The organism is Streptomyces sp. NPDC048270, assembly GCF_040652335.1.
In the GTDB taxonomy this organism is placed as follows: domain Bacteria; phylum Actinomycetota; class Actinomycetes; order Streptomycetales; family Streptomycetaceae; genus Streptomyces.
Map to the genome: position 1 here is coordinate 40,770 of NZ_JBEZLV010000005.1, position 19,972 is coordinate 60,741.

At 72.7% G+C, this 19,972-nt stretch carries 18 protein-coding genes; 15 read left to right on the forward strand and 3 right to left on the reverse strand.

The window, feature by feature from the left end:
• Position 1 precedes the first annotated feature (1 nt).
• The 5 genes from argH to AB0D66_RS06965 all read left to right on the forward strand — a co-directional run bounded on the left by argH (position 2) and on the right by AB0D66_RS06965 (position 6,362).
• Positions 2 to 1,429 (forward strand): argininosuccinate lyase, encoded by a 1,428-nt coding sequence (gene argH / locus AB0D66_RS06945; RefSeq protein WP_362297785.1) that lies wholly within the window; start codon positions 2 to 4, stop codon positions 1,427 to 1,429.
• 86 nt (positions 1,430 to 1,515) lie between these two features.
• A complete protein-coding gene (gene bla, locus AB0D66_RS06950) occupies positions 1,516 to 2,445 on the forward strand; it encodes a class A beta-lactamase (RefSeq protein ID WP_362297788.1) in 930 nt (309 codons plus the stop codon).
• A gap of 271 nt (positions 2,446 to 2,716) precedes the next feature.
• Entirely contained in the window at positions 2,717 to 3,268 is a 552-nt protein-coding gene (locus AB0D66_RS06955) for a helix-turn-helix domain-containing protein (RefSeq protein ID WP_361760922.1), read from the forward strand.
• Positions 3,265 to 4,809 carry an MFS transporter gene (locus AB0D66_RS06960; protein WP_362297791.1) on the forward strand — a complete coding sequence of 515 codons (1,545 nt, stop codon included), beginning with the start codon at positions 3,265 to 3,267 and terminating at the stop codon, positions 4,807 to 4,809. Before AB0D66_RS06955 ends, AB0D66_RS06960 begins: the two co-directional genes overlap by 4 nt.
• A 68-nt stretch (positions 4,810 to 4,877) precedes the next feature.
• Positions 4,878 to 6,362 carry a membrane-associated oxidoreductase gene (locus AB0D66_RS06965; RefSeq protein ID WP_362297794.1) on the forward strand — a complete coding sequence of 495 codons (1,485 nt, stop codon included), beginning with the start codon at positions 4,878 to 4,880 and terminating at the stop codon, positions 6,360 to 6,362.
• A 7-nt stretch (positions 6,363 to 6,369) separates the two neighbouring features.
• Here the strand turns inward: AB0D66_RS06965 and AB0D66_RS06970 are convergent, their stop codons facing one another.
• The gene (locus AB0D66_RS06970; RefSeq protein WP_362297797.1) at positions 6,370 to 6,999 is read right to left on the reverse strand and encodes a lysophospholipid acyltransferase family protein; all 630 of its coding nucleotides are present in this window, start codon (positions 6,997 to 6,999) and stop codon (positions 6,370 to 6,372) included.
• Between the two features lie 273 nt (positions 7,000 to 7,272).
• Between AB0D66_RS06970 and AB0D66_RS06975 the strand changes: the two genes are divergently transcribed.
• The 3 genes from AB0D66_RS06975 to AB0D66_RS06985 all read left to right on the forward strand — a co-directional run bounded on the left by AB0D66_RS06975 (position 7,273) and on the right by AB0D66_RS06985 (position 9,677).
• Positions 7,273 to 8,442: a glycerophosphodiester phosphodiesterase gene (locus AB0D66_RS06975; RefSeq protein ID WP_362297800.1), complete on the forward strand. Its 1,170-nt coding sequence runs from the start codon at positions 7,273 to 7,275 to the stop codon at positions 8,440 to 8,442.
• Between the two features lie 73 nt (positions 8,443 to 8,515).
• A complete protein-coding gene (locus AB0D66_RS06980; protein ID WP_362297803.1) occupies positions 8,516 to 9,133 on the forward strand; it encodes a sigma-70 family RNA polymerase sigma factor in 618 nt (205 codons plus the stop codon).
• A gap of 37 nt (positions 9,134 to 9,170) precedes the next feature.
• Complete coding sequence (locus AB0D66_RS06985; RefSeq protein ID WP_362297806.1) at positions 9,171 to 9,677, forward strand: GNAT family N-acetyltransferase; 507 nt, start codon at positions 9,171 to 9,173, stop codon at positions 9,675 to 9,677.
• A gap of 30 nt (positions 9,678 to 9,707) precedes the next feature.
• Here AB0D66_RS06985 and AB0D66_RS06990 read toward each other — a convergent pair whose 3' ends face one another.
• Together AB0D66_RS06990 and AB0D66_RS06995 are read right to left on the reverse strand one after the other, a co-directional pair.
• Positions 9,708 to 10,124, reverse strand: a complete 417-nt coding sequence (locus AB0D66_RS06990) for a hypothetical protein (RefSeq protein WP_362297809.1) — start codon at positions 10,122 to 10,124, stop codon at positions 9,708 to 9,710.
• The gene (locus AB0D66_RS06995) at positions 10,117 to 10,485 is read right to left on the reverse strand and encodes a hypothetical protein (RefSeq protein ID WP_362297812.1); all 369 of its coding nucleotides are present in this window, start codon (positions 10,483 to 10,485) and stop codon (positions 10,117 to 10,119) included. Before AB0D66_RS06995 ends, AB0D66_RS06990 begins: the two co-directional genes overlap by 8 nt.
• A 67-nt stretch (positions 10,486 to 10,552) precedes the next feature.
• Between AB0D66_RS06995 and AB0D66_RS07000 the strand changes: the two genes are divergently transcribed.
• The 7 genes from AB0D66_RS07000 to cobT all read left to right on the forward strand — a co-directional run bounded on the left by AB0D66_RS07000 (position 10,553) and on the right by cobT (position 19,950).
• Positions 10,553 to 11,200, forward strand: coding sequence for an HAD-IA family hydrolase (locus tag AB0D66_RS07000; protein WP_362297815.1), 648 nt, complete (start codon positions 10,553 to 10,555; stop codon positions 11,198 to 11,200).
• 373 nt (positions 11,201 to 11,573) lie between these two features.
• The gene (locus AB0D66_RS07005) at positions 11,574 to 12,647 is read left to right on the forward strand and encodes an ATP-binding cassette domain-containing protein (protein ID WP_362297818.1); all 1,074 of its coding nucleotides are present in this window, start codon (positions 11,574 to 11,576) and stop codon (positions 12,645 to 12,647) included.
• Positions 12,644 to 13,312, forward strand: coding sequence for a methionine ABC transporter permease (locus tag AB0D66_RS07010; RefSeq protein ID WP_362297821.1), 669 nt, complete (start codon positions 12,644 to 12,646; stop codon positions 13,310 to 13,312). Before AB0D66_RS07005 ends, AB0D66_RS07010 begins: the two co-directional genes overlap by 4 nt.
• A 91-nt stretch (positions 13,313 to 13,403) precedes the next feature.
• Positions 13,404 to 14,267 (forward strand): MetQ/NlpA family ABC transporter substrate-binding protein, encoded by an 864-nt coding sequence (locus AB0D66_RS07015; RefSeq protein WP_362297823.1) that lies wholly within the window; start codon positions 13,404 to 13,406, stop codon positions 14,265 to 14,267.
• 170 nt (positions 14,268 to 14,437) lie between these two features.
• Complete coding sequence (locus tag AB0D66_RS07020) at positions 14,438 to 15,112, forward strand: GNAT family N-acetyltransferase (protein WP_362297826.1); 675 nt, start codon at positions 14,438 to 14,440, stop codon at positions 15,110 to 15,112.
• A gap of 97 nt (positions 15,113 to 15,209) precedes the next feature.
• Positions 15,210 to 16,424: a precorrin-6y C5,15-methyltransferase (decarboxylating) subunit CbiE gene (gene cbiE / locus AB0D66_RS07025; protein ID WP_362297829.1), complete on the forward strand. Its 1,215-nt coding sequence runs from the start codon at positions 15,210 to 15,212 to the stop codon at positions 16,422 to 16,424.
• Between the two features lie 274 nt (positions 16,425 to 16,698).
• Positions 16,699 to 19,950, forward strand: coding sequence for a nicotinate-nucleotide--dimethylbenzimidazole phosphoribosyltransferase (cobT, locus tag AB0D66_RS07030; protein ID WP_362297831.1), 3,252 nt, complete (start codon positions 16,699 to 16,701; stop codon positions 19,948 to 19,950).
• Positions 19,951 to 19,972: the final 22 nt, after the last annotated feature.

Here is a 19,972-nt window from a genome sequence, read left to right on the forward strand (position 1 = left end):
TGTGAGCAGCAACAACGGTGATGTCCGGCTCTGGGGCGGCCGCTTCGCAGACGGGCCCGCCGAGGCCCTCGCGAAGCTGTCCGCGTCGGTCCACTTCGACTGGCGCCTCGCGCCGTACGACATCGCGGGCTCCCGCGCCCACGCCCGGGTGCTGCACAAGGCGGGGCTCCTCACGGCCGAAGAGCTCGAGCGCATGATCGCGGGCCTCGACCAGCTCGAAGCCGACGTGGCCGCGGGCACCTTCACCGGCACCATCGCCGACGAGGACGTGCACACCGCGCTGGAGCGCGGCCTGCTGGAGCGGCTCGGCGCCGACCTCGGCGGCAAGCTGCGGGCCGGCCGGTCCCGCAACGACCAGGTGGCCACCCTCTTCAGGATGTACCTGCGCGACCACGCCCGGATCATCGGCGGACTCATCGCCGACCTCCAGGACGCGCTGGTCGGCCTCGCCGAGACGCACGCGGACGTGGCGATGCCCGGCCGGACCCACCTCCAGCACGCCCAGCCGGTGCTCTTCGCCCACCACGTGCTGGCCCATGTCCAGTCCCTGTCCCGGGACGCGGAGCGGCTGCGCCAGTGGGACACGCGGACCGCGGTCTCCCCGTACGGCTCGGGGGCGCTGGCCGGCTCCTCGCTCGGCCTGGACCCGGAGGCGGTCGCCGCCGAGCTCGGCTTCGAACGCGGCTCGGTCGGCAACTCCATCGACGGCACGGCCTCGCGCGACTTCGTCGCCGAGTTCGCCTTCGTCACCGCGATGATCGGGATCAACCTGTCCCGGATCGCGGAGGAGATCATCATCTGGAACACGAAGGAGTTCTCCTTCGTGACCCTGCACGACGCCTTCTCCACCGGCTCGTCGATCATGCCGCAGAAGAAGAACCCGGACATCGCGGAGCTGGCGCGCGGCAAGTCGGGCCGCCTCATCGGCAACCTGACGGGCCTCCTCGCGACGCTCAAGGCCCTGCCGCTCGCCTACAACCGGGACCTCCAGGAGGACAAGGAGCCGGTCTTCGACTCCTGCGACACCCTCGAGGTCCTGCTGCCGGCCTTCACCGGCATGATGGCCACCCTCACGGTCAACCGGGAGCGGATGGAGGAACTGGCTCCGGCCGGCTTCTCGCTCGCCACCGACATCGCGGAGTGGCTGGTCAAGCAGGGCGTGCCGTTCCGCGTCGCCCACGAGGTGGCCGGCGAGTGCGTCAAGGAGTGCGAGGCGCTCGGCATCGAGCTCGACGGGCTCACGGACGAGCAGTTCGCGAAGATCTCGGAGCACCTGACCCCCGAGGTCCGCAGCGTCCTCAACGTGCCCGGCGCCCTGGCCTCCCGCAACGGCCGCGGCGGCACCGCCCCTTCGGCGGTCGCCGTCCAGCTGACCGAGCTGAAGGCGGACCTGGTCATCCAGCACGCCTGGGCCGTGCACAAGCAGTAGCGGCTCGGCGTTTCCCGCCGGCGGGGAACCGTCCGGCCCGCACGGAGCGTGTCGGACGGTGTCCTGATATCGGAGACGAGGAGACGATGGTGGATACCCCAGGAGCCGGCCCGTCCCGGCGCGCACTGCTGGCCCTCGGCACGGGGACCGTGCTGTTCACCGGCCTGGCCGCGGCCGCCGGCGGCCCGGCGCACGCCGCGGAGCCGGCGGCCGCGGTGGCCCGGCGGCTGCGGGAGCTGGAGCGGGAGCACTCCGCCCGGCTGGGCGTGTTCGCCCGCGACACGGCCACGGGCCGGACGGTGGCCCACCGCGCGGACGAGCGGTTCCCGATGTGCTCGGTCTTCAAGGGGCTCGCCGCCGCGGCCGTGCTGCGCGACCTCGACGAGGACGGCGAGTTCCTCGCCCGGCGGATCCGGTACACGCGGGAGTACGTCGAGAAGTCGGGGTACGGCCCGGAGACCGGCAAGCCCGCGAACCTGGCCGACGGGATGACGGTCGAGGCCCTGTGCTCCGCCGCCGTCAGCCTCAGCGACAACGCCGCGGCCAACCTGCTCCTCGAGGCCCTGGGCGGCCCCGAGGCGATCACCCGGTTCAGCCGCTCGCTCGGGGACCGCACCACCCGGCTGGACCGCTGGGAACCCGAACTGAACTCGGCGGAGCCCGGCCGGATCACCGACACCACCAGCCCCCGGGCCGTCGGGGGGACCTACGCGCGCCTGCTCCTCGGCGACGCGCTGCCGTCCCGGGACCGCGGGCTGCTGACCGGCTGGCTGGTCGCCAACACGACGAACACCGCACGGTTCAAGGCCGGCCTGCCGGCGGACTGGATCCTGGCGGACAAGACCGGCGGGGGGAGCGAGTACGGGGTGGCCAACGACGTCGGCGTGGTGTGGCCGCCGGACCGCGCCCCGATCGTGATGGCGGTCCTGACGACCAAGCCGGGCTCGCCGGCCGGCCCCAGGGACGACGAGCTGGTCGAGAAGACCGCCCGCCTGCTGGCCTCGACCCTCACCTGACCCCTACGCCGCCCACCCGCGCAGCGCGTCGAAGTCCGCCGGGGCCAGCCCAATCCGCTCGTCGACCCGCCGCATCAGCGCTGTCCGGAAGGGGTAGCCCTCGGGGCGGCTCAGCGGCTCAGCGGCTCAGCGGCTCGGGCTCAGCGGCTGGGTGGCTGGGTGGCGTACGGGTCCGGCGCGCCGCCGACATCGGTCAGCAGGTTGATGCGCGCAGGACCCCGCCTTTCGATCCAATGAGACAGTTGCGTCTCATTCGGGGTATGCTTGTCTCATGGCCATGGATCGTGACCAGGTGCTCCGCGACGCGGCGGCCCTGCTTTCCCGCAAATCGACCGCCACGATGGACGAGGTCGCCCGCGCCGCAGGCATCGGGCGCGCGACCCTGCACCGGCACTTCGCCGGGCGTGACGCCCTCGTGCGGGCCCTCGAGGAACTCGGCATCCGGGAGTTCGAGGTGGCCTTCGACAACGCCCGCCTCGACGAGGGCACGGCCGTGGACGCCCTGAAGCGGCTCGTCGCCGAGGCCGAGCCCAACGCCCCGCTGCTGGCCTTCCTCGTCACCGAGAACCAGCTCTTCGAGGGCGACCAGGTCAACGAGGGCTGGTCCCGCCTCGACGCCCGCGTCGGCGCGCTCTTCCGGCGCGGCCAGGCCGAGGGCGACATCCGGATCGATCTGAGCCCCGCCTGGCTCACCGAGGCCCTCTACGGCCTCATCGGCACCTGTGCCTGGGCCGTCATGGACGGCCGGGTCGCCGCCAAGGACTTTCAGTACATGATCATCGAGCTGCTACTCGGTGGCGCACGACGGAGTGTGGAGAAATGACCGGAACCGTGCAGTCGAGCCTGACGAAGGGGACGGAGGCCAAGAGCCCCGGGCGCTGGCTCGCGCTCTCCGTGCTCGTCCTGGCCGTACTGCTGGTCGCGGTGGACGCCACCGTACTCGGCCTGGCCACGCCCTCCCTCAGCGAGGACCTCAAGCCGTCCGGCACCCAGCTGCTGTGGATCGGCGACATCTACTCCTTCGTCATCGCCGGACTGCTCGTCTCCATGGGCTCCCTCGGCGACCGGATAGGCCGCAAGAAGCTGCTGCTGGTCGGAGCCACCGCCTTCGGCGCCGTCTCCGTCCTCAACGCCTACGCGACCAGCCCCGAGATGATGATCGTCGCCCGGGCCCTGCTCGGCGTGGCCGGCGCCACCCTGATGCCGTCCACCCTCGCCCTGATCCGCAACATCTTCCACGACCCCAGGGAGCGCAGCCTCGCCATCGGCATCTGGGGCGCCACCGCCTCGGCCGGCGCGGCCGTCGGCCCGGTCGTCGGCGGAGCCCTGCTCCAGCACTTCTACTGGGGCTCGGTCTTCCTCATCAACCTCCCCGTGATGATCGTCCTGGTCGTCGTCGGGATCAAGCTGCTGCCCGAGTCCAAGAACCCGGTCGCCGGCCCCTGGGACCTGTTCAGCGTCGGCCTCTCCCTCGTCGGCGTCATCAGCGTCGTCTACGCCGTCAAGGAGGTCGCCACCCACGGCATGACCTGGGGCGTCTGGGCCGCCGCCGTCATCGGCGCCGCCAGCCTCCACGCCTTCGTCCGCCGCCAGTTCAGCCTGCCGTCCCCGCTGCTGGACATGCGGCTCTTCCAGCACCGCGGCTTCTCCGGCGCGGTCCTGGCCGACCTGCTCACCGTCTTCGGGCTCTCCGGACTGGTCTTCTTCCTCTCCCAGTTCCTCCAGCTCGTCCAGGGCCGCGACCCGCTGGAGGCGGGCCTGGCCGAACTGCCCGCCGCCATCGGCGCGGTGGTCACCGGCCTGGTCGCGGGCCGGTACGCCCGCCGCTACTCGGTGCGCTCCGTCGTCGCCGGCGGACTGGCCGCGATCGGCCTGGCCCTCGCCGTGCTCACCGTGATCCACAAGGAGACCGGCTACCCGCTGCTCGGCGCGGCCCTGCTCCTCGTCGGCCTCGGCGCCGGCTTCTCCTTCACCGTCACCGCCGACGTGATCCTCTCCAGCGTGCCCAAGGAGCAGGCCGGCTCGGCCTCGGCCGTCTCCGAGACGGCGTACGAACTCGGCGCCGCCCTCGGCATCGCCCTGCTCGGCTCCATCGTGACCGGCGTCTACCAGGGCTTCACCGCCCCCGCCTCGGTCGCCGGGCCCGTCGCCGACGCCGCGCACGAATCCCTCGGCGGGGCCGTCGAGGCCGCCAAGGGGCTGGACCCGCAGACCGCCGGACACCTGGTGGGAGCGGCCCAGGAGGCCTTCACGGACGGCCTGCGGCTGGCCTCCGGAGTGGGCGCGGCCGTCCTGCTGGCCACCGCCGCGGCCGCCTGGTTCCTGCTGAAGGGCCAGCGGCTCCAGGACGGCGTCGAGCACTGACACCCCCCAAAGGATGCTGTCCCCGGCCGAGTTGACAGTCCGTCGGGCCGCGGGACACCATCCCGGCGATGGAGATCAACGAGCTCACCCCCGCCGAGCGCCGCATCTGGGACGCCTTCCCGCGCGGCGAGCGGGTCGACTTCCGGGCGGAGCCCGACGAGGACGCCGCCGGCGGCCACGCCTGGGGCCCGGAGCGGACCGTGCGGGCCGAGGTGCTCACCGACCTGCTGCTGAACGGGTCCAGCGCCCGCGGCCTGGTCGCGGGCCTCAACCTCCGTGGCGTCAGGATCACCGGGAAGCTCAACCTCAAGTACGCCGTGGTCGAGCACGCGATCCGGCTGCGCGGCTGCTGGTTCGAGCGCAAGCCCCTGATCTACGGGGCACGGCTGCGGGCCCTTGTCCTGAGCGACTCGGTCCTGCCCGGCCTCACCGCCACCTCCGTCACCATCGACGTCGCGCTGCGCCTGCCCTGCACGCGGATCAGCGGGCCGGTACGGCTCTCCGGCGCCCGGATAGCCGGCGGCCTCTTCCTGCAGAAGGCGGTCCTCGGGACACCCGGGGGCGGCGAGGGGGCCGCGGCGGGCGAGGAGGCGCCGCTCCAGGTCAACCACGCCGACATCGGCACCGACGTGATCGCCTTCGGACTCACCGTCCACGGCCAGACCCGCCTCAACGGCGCCACCGTCGGCGGCCAGGTCAACCTCGACGACGCCCGCCTGCTCGCCCCCGGCTCCACCGCCCTGCACGCCGAGAACCTGTCCGTCGGCACCGACCTGAGGGCCCTGCGGATGGAGGCCCACGGCCGGGTCAACCTCACCGGATCCCGCATACCGGGCCAGCTCCAGTTCGGCTACGCCCGCTTCGTCAACCCCGGCGGGGTCGCCCTGCGCGCCTCCAGCTGCGTGGTCGGCGAGGTGTGGCTGCGGTCCTGCGAGACCGTCCAGGGCACGGTGAACCTGCGGCGCTCCCAGTTCGACATCCTGCACATGCCGAGCGAGACCTGGCCCGACCAGATCCGCATCGACGGCCTGACCTACCGCACCCTCTCCCCGCACCTGCCCGCCGAGCAGCGGCTGCCCGCCCTGGAGCGCGAGGAGTCCGGCTACCTCCCGTACGCCTACGAACAGCTCGCCGCGGCCTACCGTACGGCGGGCGACGAGGCCGGCGCGCGGACCGTCCAGCTCGCCAAGCTGCGCAGGCACCGCCGCACCCTGCCCCGGCACGCCCGGCTGTGGGGCAAGCTCCAGGACGTCACCGTCGGCTACGGCTTCCGGCCGCTGCGGGCGGTCGGCTGGCTGCTGGCCCTGCTGCTGACGGGGGCGGTCGCCTACGGCCTGGAGCCGCCGCGGCCCCTGAAGGCGGGCGAGGCCCCGGACTTCAACGCGGTGTTCTACACGATCGACCTGCTGGTGCCCATCATCAGCTTCGGGCAGGAGTCCGCCTACGCGCCGAGCGGCTGGTACCAGTGGCTGTCGTACCTGCTGATCGTGACCGGCTGGATCCTCGCCACCACCACGGCGGCGGGCGTCAGCCGCTCACTCCAGCGGCAGTGAAGCGGGCTCAGGCCGCCTTCGCCTTGGTCGCGTACATGTCCACGTACTCCTGGCCCGACAGGCGCATGACCTCGGCCATCACCGAGTCGGTGACCGCGCGCAGCACGTACCGGTCGCGGTCCATGCCCTCGTAGCGGGAGAACTCCATCGGCTCGCCGAAGCGCACGGTGACCCGGCCCGGGCGCGGCATCCCGGCGCCGCCGGGCTGGAGCTTGTCGGTGCCGATCATCGCGAACGGAACCACGGGGGCACCCGTCATCAGGGTCAGGCGGGCGATCCCGGTACGGCCGCGGTAGAGCCGGCCGTCGGGGGAGCGGGTGCCCTCCGGGTAGATGCCGAAGATCTTGCCCTCTTCGAGGATCCGGCGGCCGGTCATCAGGGCCGCGACCCCGCCGTTCGCCCCGTCGCGGTCGACGGGGATCATGCCGGAGCCGGTGAAGAACCAGGCCATGGCGCGGCCCTTGATCCCCTTGCCCGTCACGTACTCGTCCTTGCCGATGAAGTGGACCGTGCGGTCGCACACCAGCGGAAGGATCATGGAGTCGATGAACGTGAGGTGGTTACCCGCCAGAATCACCGGCCCGGTGCCCGGGATGTTCTCGATGCCCTCCACACGGGTGCGGAACATCAGGCGCATGACCGGTCCGACAGTGGCTTTGATGAGGCGCGTACGGAACAACGTGGGCCCTCCGGCATCGAAAAGCGGTTCTCGCACCCACCACGCGGCGGTAGTGCAGGTGAGGACGATACTCGTGGGTCAGCTCTGATCGCACATCGGGTTCACGAGTCGGATACGCAGTGTTGACGCACGTTTCCGCCGTGTTCCGACGGGACACCCTCGCCGGAAACCCCTCCCCGCCTACGATCGGCACGCCGATTCGGGCGTTTTTCGCGATGGGGAGTGGCACTCATGACACAGGGTGGGGCAGCACGGCGCACGGTCCTCGGCGCGGCCGTACTGGCAGCGGGCACCGGCATCACCGGGCTCGCGGCGGGACCGGCCTCCGCCGCCGCCGCGGGCGGCGGGCACGGCGAGGGCGGCTTCCGGGACCTGCCGTACCCGACGGTGATCGGCCACCGCGGAGCGAGCGGCTACCGGCCCGAGCACACGCTCGGCTCCTACCAGCTCGCGCTCGACATGGGCGCCGACGTCATCGAGCAGGACCTCGTCCCCACCAAGGACGGCCATCTGGTGTGCCGCCACGAGAACGAGATCGGCGGCACCACCGACGTCGCCGACCACCCGGAGTTCGCGGCGCGCCGGACCACCAAGTCCGTCGACGGGGTCCTCGTCACCGGCTGGTTCACCGAGGACTTCACGCTCGCCGAGCTGAAGACGCTGCGCGCGAAGGAACGCATCCCCGCCGTCCGGCAGCGCAACACCCTCTACGACGGCCAGTGGGGGGTGCCCACCTTCGAGGAGGTGCTGCGCTGGGCCAACCGCGAGAGCCGGCGCCGTGACAAGCAGGTCTGGCTGCACGTGGAGACCAAGCACCCCAGCCACTTCCGGGCGCTCGGCCTCGGCCTTGAGGAGCCGCTGGCCAAGCTGCTGCGCCGGTACGGGCGCGACCGCCGCGACTCGGCGGTCTTCCTCCAGTCCTTCGAGCCCTCCAGCATCCAGCGGCTCTCCCGGCTGGTCTCGGCGCCCCGCGTGGTCCTGCTCTCCGCGGCGGGCACCCGCCCCTGGGACTTCGAGCAGGCCAAGGACCCGCGCACGGTCGCGGACCTGGTCAAGCCCGAGGGCCTGAGGTGGATCGCCGGCTTCGCCCAGGGCATCGGCCCGACCATGGACCTGGTCATCCCGCGCGACGCCGCCGGCCGGCTCGGCGCCCCGACCACCCTGGTCAAGGACGCCCACGCCCAGGGACTGCTGCTGCACCCCTACACCGCGCGGAACGAGAACAGCTTCCTGCCGGCCGACTTCCGCAAGGGCACGGACCCGGCCGCGTACGGAGACGCCTTCGCCGCGTTCCGTACGTACTTCGAGCAGGGCATCGACGGGATCTTCACGGACAACCCGGACACCGGACTCCTCGCGGCGGAGGCCTTCCGCCCGGGCCGCCGCCCCGTCAACCGCTGACCGGAGCTCCCCGAACGAGTGGGAGCCGCCCGGCGGGGAAACCGCCGGGCGCGCACCGCTCGTCCCGCCCGGCATGGACCTGCTGAAGGCTGACCTCTTTGAGAAGCTCGGCCCGCTGCTCTCCGCCGAAGCGGCGGCGGAGGCTCCGGGCACCGGAGTCGAGGCGGCCGACCTGGAACAAGCCGTCTGGGTCAGGCTGCTGGAGAGCGGCCCGCGCGACCCCGACCCCACCGGCCGCGCACGCTGGCTGCGCCGGGCGGTGCGCGCCGAGGCCCGGCTCGCCAGGAGGCGGGCCCGGCGGGAGATCCCGTATGACGACCGCCCGCACGCCGCGGACGACCACCGCCACCCCTGCGCGGACGAGCACGGCCACCACTCCGGTGACGGCCGCCGCCGGCACCGCGCGGCCGCCACCGCCCCCGCGGACGCGGGCGGCGTGCCGGAAGAGGCGCTCCTCAACGGCGAGGACAACCGGGCGCTCCGATCGGCGGTCGCCCGATTGCCCGGACGCTGTCCGGAGCTCATGAAGGCACTTCTTTCGCCCAGAGACCTCACTTACCGTGAAATCGCAGGAGAGTTGGGTATCTCACAAGGAAGTTTGGGGCCCGTCCGTTCCCGTTGCCTGGGATGTCTGCGCAGAATGCTGGCTGCAGAGGTTGCGGCTCCTGGCCTGCGGGGAAAGGAGCGGTAGACCAACGGGCTACCAGGTGAGCGGGAGGCATGCGCACATGGGCATGAGCGTGACCATTTCGGCGGCGGCTGCCGAGGACGCTGAGCAGATCTTCAAACTGCAGTACCTGGCCTTCCAGCGCGAGGCCGAGCTCTACGGCAACTACCTCATCCAGCCGCTCACCCAGTCCCTGGACTCCCTCAAGGCGGAGCTGGCGGCGGACACCGTGCTGGTGGCCCGGCTCGGCGACGAGGTCGTCGGCACCGTGCGCGGCAGCGTCGACGGGGACGGCACCGGGAAGATCGCCAAGCTGTGCGTCCACCCGCGGCTGCAGGGCCACGGTCTCGGCGCCCGCCTGCTGCGCGCCGTCGAGGAGGCCCTCGCGGGGCACGGCGCGACCACCCGCTTCCGCCTGCACACCGGGCACAAGAGCGAGTCCAACCTGCGGCTCTACCGCAAGGCGGGCTACACGAAGGTCGGCGGCCGCACGGCCTCGGACGGCGTGCAGCTGGTGATCCTGGAGAAGGAAGCCAAGGACGCCACCGACTTCGCGGTCAGCGCCTGACGGCGCCCCGCGGTCGGCGCCCGGCGCCGGCTAGCGCTTCTTGCGGAGCCAGAGCATCCCGGTGATCGGCAGGATCACCGGGATGAACAGGTAGCCCATCCCGAACTGCGACCACACCGTGGCGTCGGGGAAGGAGTCGGGCCGCACCAGCGTCCACGTGCCGACGGCCAGGACGCCGGCCAGCTCGGCGGCGCAGCACACCAGCGCCGCCTTGCGGGCCGTCTCCCCGCCGCGCACCAGCGAGTACGTGATGAACGCGTAGGCCAGGGCCGCCGCGGCGGACAGCGCGTACGCCAGCGGCGCCCGGTCGAACTCGGTGGAGATCTGGTAGGCCGACCGCGACACCGCGCCGACCACCATCACCCCGTACAGCCACACCAGGAGCAGCCCCGGCCCGGAGACGAGCCGTGTGCGCCCGGCGGGTGTGGCGGTCGTCGTGTCAGGCACCGGTGGTTCCCCAGATGTCGTAGAGCCGTACTTCGAGGACGGCGAGGACGACCGCGCCCGCGGCCACCGTCACCGAACCCCACTTGGTCCGCTCGGTCAGCGAGAGCATGCCGGCGGCCGGTACCGCCGCGAAGGCGCCCAGCAGGTACGCCACGAAGATCACCGCGCCCTCGTCGGGCTTCTCGCCCCGGGCCAGCTTGACCAGGCCGATCACCAGCTGGGCCAGGACCAGCACCGTCACCACGGCCATGCCGATGAAGTGCCAGTCCTTGGTCGGCTGGTCCCGCCATGCGGCGTGGCCGCACCAGGCGGCGAGGGCGAGTGCGGCCACGCCGATGGCGACCGTCAGGGCGTCGAGCATGCAGCGAGGGTATTACGGGCCGAAAGACCCGATGCGCGCACCCCTGCGCGGGCGCTTTGCTGGAAGCATGAACCTCCACGCCGAAGCCCTCCTGTTCGACAACGACGGCACGCTCGTCTCCTCCATGGAGTCGGTGCACCGCTGCTGGACCCGGTGGGCCCGTGAATACGCGATAGCCGCGGAGGACTTCGCCCGCGTCGAACTGCACGGCCGGCCCGCCGCGGAGATCATCGCCGAGCTGCTGCCCGCCGGTGCGCGGGCCGACGCCCTCGCCCGGATCGAGAACCTGGAGGTCGAGGACGTGGCGGGCGGGGTGGTGCTGCTCCCCGGCACCAAGGACCTGCTCTCCGCGCTGCCCGCCGGCCGCTGGGCCGTGGTCACCTCCGCCACCCGCACCCTGGCCGAGGCCCGGCTGCGCGAGGCCGGCATCGACTTCCCCGAGCTGGTGGCCGCCGAGGACATCACCCGGGGCAAGCCCGACCCCGAGCCCTTCCTCCTGGCCGCCCGGCGCCTGGGTGTGGACCCGGCGCGCTGCGTGGTCTTCGAGGACGCTCCGGCCGGTCTGGCGGCGGGTCGCGCGGCCGGCATGCGAACCGTGGCCTTGACCACAACGCACCCGGCCGCCGAGCTCGACGCGGACGTGGTCGTACGGGACCTCTCGGCCGTGTCGGTGCAGGTCAGCGCCGAGGGTCTGACCATCGGGACGGATGGCTGACGCCGACCGGTCTTGTCCGGTATGCGGCCGCTTTCCGTCCGCTATTCGGACATCGTTGATCGGTGAAGCGACATGTCTGGTTTACTGGGGCCCATGACCACGACGAGCAGCCGCACCCTTGCGACCGAGGCGACGATGACGCCCGGTGCTCGTTGTATGTGTCGAATGCGCGCCTTCTGAGGGCCCCTTCCGCACGCCTCGCGCCCCGAAGCGAGACCGGCCGAGCCCGTCCGTGCCTCCCCGGACCGCTCCTGCCCCGCGCACGCGTCGACACCATCCCTTTGTGACGGTAAGACCCGTATCGCGCGTCCCCAGATGTTTGCCCCGTGCACGGCACCCGCAGCGCCGTGCACTCGACAGCGACGGAAATCCTGTGATCACCACATCGGGCCTCACGAAGGTCTACCAGTCCCGTGGCCGCGAGGTCACCGCCCTGGACGGCGTGGACCTCCACGTCCGCGAGGGCGAGGTCTACGGAGTCATCGGCCAGAGCGGCGCCGGCAAGTCCTCCCTGATCCGCTGCGTGAACCTGCTCGAGCGCCCCACCACGGGCACCGTGAGCGTCGACGGCGTCGACCTCACCGCGCTCGCGGGCCGCGGCCGCCGCGCCGGCAAGGAACTGCGCCAGGCCCGCAGCCGCATCGGCATGGTCTTCCAGCACTTCAACCTGCTGTCCTCGCGCACCGTCCAGGGCAACATCGAGCTGCCCCTGGAGATCCTCGGCGTCTCCGGCCGCGAGCGCTCCCGCAAGGCTCTGGAACTCCTCGACCTCGTCGGCCTCGCCGACAAGGCCAAGGCCTACCCCGCCCAGCTCTCCGGCGGCCAGAAGCAGCGCGTCGGCATCGCCCGCGCCCTGGCCGGCGACCCCAAGGTGCTGCTGTCCGACGAGGCCACCAGCGCCCTGGACCCCGAGACCACCCGCTCCATCCTCCAGCTGCTGCGCGACCTCAACCAGCAGCTCGGCCTCACCGTGCTGCTCATCACGCACGAGATGGACGTGGTCAAGTCCGTCTGCGACTCGGCCGCCCTGATGAAGCGCGGCAGGATCGTCGAGTCCGGCACCGTCGCCGAGCTGCTCGCCACCCCCGGCTCCGAGCTCGCGGGCGAGCTCTTCCCCGTCACCGGCGCCGCCACCGGCCCCGACCGCACGGTCGTCGACGTCACCTTCCACGGCGAAGCCGCCGCCCAGCCGGTCATCTCGCAGCTGTCGCGCACGTACAACATCGACATCTCGATCCTCGGCGCCGCGATGGACACCGTCGCCGGACGCCAGATCGGCCGCATGCGCATCGAGCTGCCCGGCCGCTTCGAGGACAACGTCGTACCCGTCGGCTTCCTGCGCGAGCAGGGCCTCCAGGTCGACATCGTCGACGAGGAGGACACGGGCGACAAGGCCGACGCGATCGACAACGAACTGGCCTCGCTGGTCAAGGATGGTGCGAAGTGACCTGGTCCGAGATGCAGCCCCTGCTCAGCCAGGGCACCTACGACACCCTCTACATGGTGCTGTGGTCCACCCTGGTGACCGTGCTGGGCGGACTGCCCATCGGCATCCTCCTGGTCCTCACCGACAAGGGCGGCCTCCTGCAGAACCAGCCGCTCAACAAGGTGCTGGGCGTGATCGTGAACATAGGCCGCTCGCTGCCGTTCATCATCCTGCTGATCTTCCTGATCCCGGTCACCACGGCGGTCGTGGGCACCTTCATCGGCCCCACCGCCATGATCGTCCCGCTCGCCATCGGCGCCGTCCCCTTCTTCGCCCGGCTCGTCGAGACCGCCGTCCGCGAGGTGGACCACGGCCTGATCGAGGCCGTCGAGTCCATGGGCGGAGGCGTCCCCACCCTGGTCGGCAAGGTGCTGCTGCCGCAGGCCCTGCCCTCGCTGGTCGCCGGTGTCACCACCACCGTGATCACCCTGGTCGGCTACTCGGCCATGGCCGGCGCCGTCGGCGGCGAAGGCCTCGGCTCCAAGGCCATCACCTACGGCTTCCAGCGCTTCGAGACCGGATTCATGGTCGCCACCGTCGTCGTCCTGATCGCCATCGTCACGGTGATCCAGCTGATCGGCGACGGCGTGGTCCGCCTGCTGGCCCGCCGCGGCCGGACAGCCTGAACCAGCCCGGGCTGACAAGACCCCACCCCTCACAAAGCCCGCACTTGTCGTGCTTGGGCCACCATCCAGAAATGCAAGAAAGGCACTCTTCGTGCGTAAGAACATCAAGCTCACCGCCCTCGCCGCCACCGCCACCGCGCTCGCGCTCGGCCTGACCGCCTGCGGCAGCTCCTCGGACCCGTCCTCCACCAAGGCCGACGGCGGCAAGACCGACGAGAGCAAGCCGCTCGTCATCGCGGCCTCCCCGAGCCCGCACGCCGACATCCTGAACTTCGTCAAGGACAAGCTCGCGGCGAAGGAAGGCCTCAAGCTGGAGGTCAAGGAGTTCACGGACTACGTCCTGCCGAACACCGCCACCCAGCAGGGCCAGGTCGACGGCAACTACTTCCAGCACAAGCCGTACCTCGACGACTTCAACAAGAAGAACGGCACCACCATCGTGCCCGTCGTGAACGTGCACCTGGAGCCCCTCGGCCTCTACTCCAAGAAGGTCAAGACCCTCGCGGACATCAAGGCCGGCCAGACCATCGCCGTCCCCAACGACACCACCAACGAGGGCCGCGCGCTCCAGCTGCTCGCCGCCAACAACCTGATCACCCTCAAGGAGGGTGTCGGCACCGGCGCCAAGCTGTCCGACATCACCGACAAGAAGGGCCTGGAGTTCAAGGAGCTGGAGGCCGCCACGGTCCCGCGCGCCCTGAACGACGTGGACGCCGCCGTCATCAACGGCAACTACGCCATCGAGGCCAACCTGTCGCCCGCCGAGGACGCCCTGATCCTGGAGAAGGCCGAGGGCAACCCCTACGCCAACTTCCTCGCGGTCAAGGACGGCAACCAGGACGACCCGCGGATCCAGAAGCTGGCCAAGCTCCTGAACTCCGACGACGTCAAGAAGTTCATCGAGGAGAAGTATCAGGGCTCGGTCATCCCGGCCTTCGGTACCCCCGCCTCCTGAGCCAGGCCGTCAGGCATTTCGGCCCCGCACGCTCCTGTCGGCGCGCGGGGCCGAGCTCTGCCCGCTTCCGGGCAGCCCCGGCCCTGCACTTCCCCGGGCCGATGCTGCATGCTGTGGCCTACGACCCGCACAAACGGTCCCGCACCACGGTCTCAGGCATGGAGCTGCGCATGACTACCACCTTCCCGGACGTCACCATCAGCACGGACCGGCTGGTGCTGCGCCCCTTCGAGGAAGAGGACGTCACCGCGCTCACCGAGATGATGAACGACGAGGGCGTCACCGCCTGGACCTCCGTCCCGCACCCCTACACGCGGGCCGACGCCCACGCCTGGGCCACCCGCCTCGCGCACGCGGAGCGCACCGGGGGCCGCGGCATCGTCTTCGCCGTCACCGAGTTCCTCACCCAGCGCCTCGTCGGCATCGTCCACCTCCAGAACACCAACTGGCGCACCCGCGCCACCGAGGTCGGCTACGTCACCGCCCCCTGGGCCCGCGGCGAGGGCTACGCCAGCGAGTCCGTCCTCGCCGTCACCCGATGGCTCTTCCGCGACCAGGGCTTCGAACGCCTCGAACTGCGCACCCCCGCCGACAACACCGCCTCCCAGCAGGTGGCGCAGAAGATCGGCTGCATCAGCGAGGGGGTCCTGCGCAATGCCTGGATAGTGCGTACGCAGTCGGCCGACGGCAGCTGGACCGACACCCGCACCGACCTCATCGTCTGGAGCCTCGTCCCCGAGGACCTCGACGACGCGGACGACTACGGCGACTACGACGGCTATGACGGATACGACGCCTACTCCGTCGACCGAGCAGATGGCGCCGACCGGGAACTGACCCGATGACCAGGTAGTCTCACCGTGCCCGACCCCCCGGCGAAGCTTCGCCCTCCGCCGGCCACCGCAGCGAGGTGGCCCCTCCCGGACCAGGAGACAGACGACGATGGCCGACCGGGTCACGGTGATCGGCTGGGACGGCTCGCCCCTGACCGCGGCCGCCCGGTCCGCGCTCTCCGCCGCGACCCTGGTGGCCGGCGCGGCGCACCACCTCGCGCTCCCCGAGGTCCCGCCCACCGCGGAGCGCATCCGCCTCGGCAGCCTCGGCCTCGCCGCCCGCCGCATCGCCGGCCACCGCGGCACCGCCGTCGTCTTCGCCGACGGCGACCCCGGCTTCTTCGGCGTCGTACGCACGCTGCGCGCCCCGGAGCACGGCCTGGAGGTCGAGGTCGTCCCGGCCGTCTCCTCCGTCGCCGCCGCCTTCGCCCGCGCCGGAATGCCCTGGGACGACGCCCAGGTCGTCGTCGCCCACCCCCGCACCCTGCGCCGCGCCGTCAACGTCATCCGGGCCCACGGCAAGGTCGCCGTCCTCACCTCGCCCGGCGCCGGCCCCGCCGAACTCGCCCTGCTCCTCGACGGGGTCCACCGCACCTTCGTCATCTGCGAGGAACTGGGCACCGACCGGGAGCAGGTCAGCGTCCTCACCTCCGACAAGGCCGCCGACCACACCTGGCGCGACCCGAACGTCGTCATCGTCATCGGCGGCGGGGGCACCGGACAGGCCCTGTCCGCGGAGCCCGGCTGGCTGCTCGGCCAGAGCCCCGAGCGGGCCCGCTCCGGCGACCGCGGATGGGCCCGCCCCCAGGCGGACACCGGGGAAGGGGAGTCCGCCCAGCTGCGGGCCGCACAGCTCGCCCGGCTCGGCCCGCGCACCGGCGACCTCGTCTGGGACATCGGAGCGGGCTCCGGCGGCGTCGCCGTGGACGCCGCGGTACTCGGCGCCGCCGTCATCGCCGTCGACGCCGACCCGGAGGCCTGCGCACGGGCAACTGCCGCCGCCCGCCAGCGCGGAGTGCAGATCCAGGTCGTCGCCGGACGGGCTCCGCACGTCCTGGAGAACCTCCCGGAGCCCGACGTCGTCCGCGTGGGCGGCGGGGGAGCCGCGGTCGTCGCCGCCGTCGCCGACCGCCGCCCCGAACGGATCGTCAGCCACGCCTCCACCCGCGACGAGGCCGAGGCCATCGGCCGCGCCCTCACCGAACACGGGTACGCCGTCGAGTGCGCGCTGCTCCAGTCCGTGGGCCTGGACACCCGTACCTGGGCCGAACAGGAGCGCTCCGTCGTCTTCCTACTGGCTGCCGAGCGCCCCAGGACCCGCTGAGGGCAGGGCCGGGGTAGGCTGGCCGATCGTCGTACTGCCCTGGACGATTCGGGCATCACGACACCGGACGACGCGCGACGTGGCGCAGTCCACAGTGGACCGTGGCGGTTATGGCCGCCGCGGTGGCGAACGGGCGCGACAATGCTTAGTGGTTGTCGCGCAGGCGCACGTGCGGCAAGGGCGCCGCAGGGCAACCCCGTACGGGAATCCGGTGGGGCGGCCTCGTGGGCGACCGGGCGATCGAAGAGGCAAAACCGATGGGCGAGGGGTACGCATGACTGACACCGGCCAGGTCCCGGGCGAGGGTCACCCGGACAACGCGGGCATGGTGGATCAGCAGGGCATCCCCGCTCCGGTCCAGCTCCCGCCCCCGCTGCCCGCCGGCTACGCCTTCCAGGACCTCGTGGACGACCCGGCCGGTCCGGAGGACGAGGAACTGCTCCTGATGCCGAGCGGCCAGGGCGCGTGGAGCGACCCGCAGGTGGTCCCGCCGGCCCCCGCCTTCCCCGTCGAGCCCTCCCCGTACGCCGAGGCGCCGTACGGCACCGAGGCGTCCTACCAGGAGGCTCCGGCCTACCACGAGCCGGCCGCCTACCCCGAGTTCCCGTCCTACGGCGCCGGCGCCCACGAGGCCGGCGGGCGTGACTCCGGTGCGCTCGACCTCGGCGGACTCGTCGTGCCCCCGCCCGCCGCCCCGGCCCAGGCCGCCGCCCCGGCCGCTCCGGTCCGGCGTCCGCTGCACATGGGCCCGCCCGTGCCCGAGGCCACCGGCGGAGTCGTACGGTCCCTCGCGGACCGGGGTCCCGCCGCGGCGCCCGCCCCGGTGCGCCGGTCCGGCCCGCCGACCACGGGTCCGGAGTACCTGGACGTCCCCGCGGCCCCCGCGCCGCAGCTGACCGACATCCCGCCGCAGGCCGGCGCCCCGTGGGCCCCGGAGCCGACGCCGCCGCTCGCGGCCGTCGAGCCCCTCGCGGCGGCCGAGCCCGAAGCCGTGCCGCAGGCCCTGCCCGAGCCCCAGCCGGTGCTCGCCCCGGAGCCGGAGCCGCACCTGGCGGTCGTACCGGAGCCGATCCCGGCGGTTGCGGCGGAGCCGCACCTGGCGGTCGTACCGGAGCTGCACCTGGCGGTTGCGGCGGAGCCCGTCGCGGCCGCCGGGCAGGAGCCGGCCGTAGCCGCCGTGCAGGAGCCGGAGCCGGTCGTGGCCGCCGAGCCCGAGCCGGTCATGGCGGCCGTGCCCGAGCCGGTCATGGCGGCCGTGCCCGAGCCGGTCATCGCAGCCGTACCCGAGCCGGAACCGGCTCCCGCGCCCGTCGCCCAGGCGGAGCCCGTGCCGGCCCCCGTCCTGGTCGAGGCCGTCGCTCCGGAACCGCAGCCCGAGCCCCAGCCGCAGCCCGAGCCCCAGCCGCAGGCCGAGCCGGAGTTCGCCCCGGCGTCCGCCCCCGCGGAAACGGTGGTCCAGCCGCCGGAGCACGCCCAGCCCCTCGCCGAGCCGGCGCCCGCGGAGTCGGCCCGGCCCGAGGCCGCCGCCGAGCCGGTCGCGCTCGTGACGCCCGCCCCCGCAGCGGTGCAGCCCGAGACGCCGACCACGGAGCCGCAGCCCCTGGCCGCGGAGCCCGCCCCGGCCGAGCCCGTCGCGGTGGCCCCGGCGGAGCCCGCCCCGGCCGAGCCGGTCCACGCACAGGCCCCGGTGGAGACCGAGCCGGTGGGTGCCGAGCCGTTGGAATCCGAGCCGCAGGCCGCCGAAGGCGAGCCCGAAGCCCAGCCCGAGCTCCTGTCCGCCGAGCCCGCCGCAGGCGACCCGGCTCCCGCCTACGACGACGCCGAGCGCGAGGCCGTCCTGCGCGTCATGCGCGAGCGCCGCGACATCCGCAAGGGCTTCCGCACCGACCCGATCCCGCACGAGGTGCTGCTCCGCGTCCTGGAAGCGGCCCACACCGCCCCCAGCGTCGGCCACTCCCAGCCCTGGGACTTCGTCGTCATCCGCTCCGCGGAAACCCGCCGGACGATGCACGAGCTCGCCCAGCGCCAGCGCGAGGCCTACGCGAACTCCCTGCCCAAGGCCCGGGCGAAGCAGTTCAAGGAACTCAAGATCGAGGCCATCCTCGACACCCCGGTGAACATCGTCGTCACCGCCGACCCCACCCGCGGCGGCCGCCACACCCTCGGCCGGCACACCCAGCCGCAGATGGCCCCGTACTCCTCGGCCCTCGCCGTCGAGAACCTCTGGCTCGCCGCACGCGCCGAAGGCCTCGGCGTGGGCTGGGTCAGCTTCTTCGACGAGCGCGAGATGGTCCGCGCGCTCGGTCTGCCGGAGCACCTGGAGGTCGTCGCCTACCTGTGCGTCGGCTACGTCGACGAGTTCCCCGAGGAGCCCGAACTCGCGCAGGCCGGCTGGTCCCAGCGCCGTCCGCTGTCCTGGGTCGTCCACGAGGAGACGTACGGGCGCCGCGCGCTGCCCGGCGAGGAACCGCACGACCTGCTCTCCGAGACCGTCGCCGGCATCCGCCCGCTCGACGCGAAGGCGCTCGGCGAGGCGTGGGAGCGGCAGAAGCGCATGACCAAGCCCGCCGGGGCCCTGGGCATGCTCGAAATCATCTCGGCCCAGCTCAGCGGCCTTTCCCGGGTCTGCCCGCCGCCGATCCCGGAGCCCGCGGCCGTCGCGATCTTCGCCGGTGACCACGGCGTGCACGCCCAGGGCGTCACCCCGTGGCCGCAGGAGGTCACCACCCAGATGGTGGCCAACTTCCTGGGCGGCGGCGCGGTCTGCAACGCCTTCGCCAACCAGGTCGGCGCCGAGGTCTGCGTGATCGACGTCGGCGTCGCGGGCGACCTGCCCGCCACCCCCGGCCTGCTCCCGCGCAAGGTCCGCCCGGGCACCGCCGACCTCTCGGTCGGCCCGGCGATGACCCGCGAGGAGGCCGTCGCGGCCATCGAGGTCGGCATCGAGACCGCCCGCGACCTGGTCGCGGCGGGCAACAAGGCCCTGCTCACCGGCGAGATGGGCATCGCCAACACCACCGTGTCCGCCGCGCTGATCTCGGTCTTCACCGGGGTCGACCCTGCCGAGGTGACCGGCCGCGGCACGGGCATCAACGACGAGACCCACGCCCGCAAGGTCGACGTCGTACGCCGCGCCCTGGACCTCCACCAGCCGGACCCGGCGGACCCGATCGGCGTCCTGGCGGCCATCGGCGGCCTGGAGCACGCGGCGATCGTCGGCCTCCTCCTGGGCGGAGCCTCCCTGCGGACGCCGGTCATCCTGGACGGCGTGAGCGCGGGCGCGGCCGCCCTGGTGGCCCGGGCCATCGCCCCCGAGGCCCTGTCGGCGTGCATCGCGGGCCACCGCAGCGCGGAGCCGGGCCATGTCGCGGCCCTGAACAAGCTCGGCCTGCGCCCCCTGGTCGACCTGGACCTCCGCCTCGGCGAGGGCACGGGCGCCCTGCTGGCCCTCCCACTGGTCCAGAGCGCGGCCCGCGCGATGCACGAGGTCGCCACCTTCGACTCGGCGGGCGTCACGGAGAAGTAACCGCTGCGGCGCCGCTACCGGG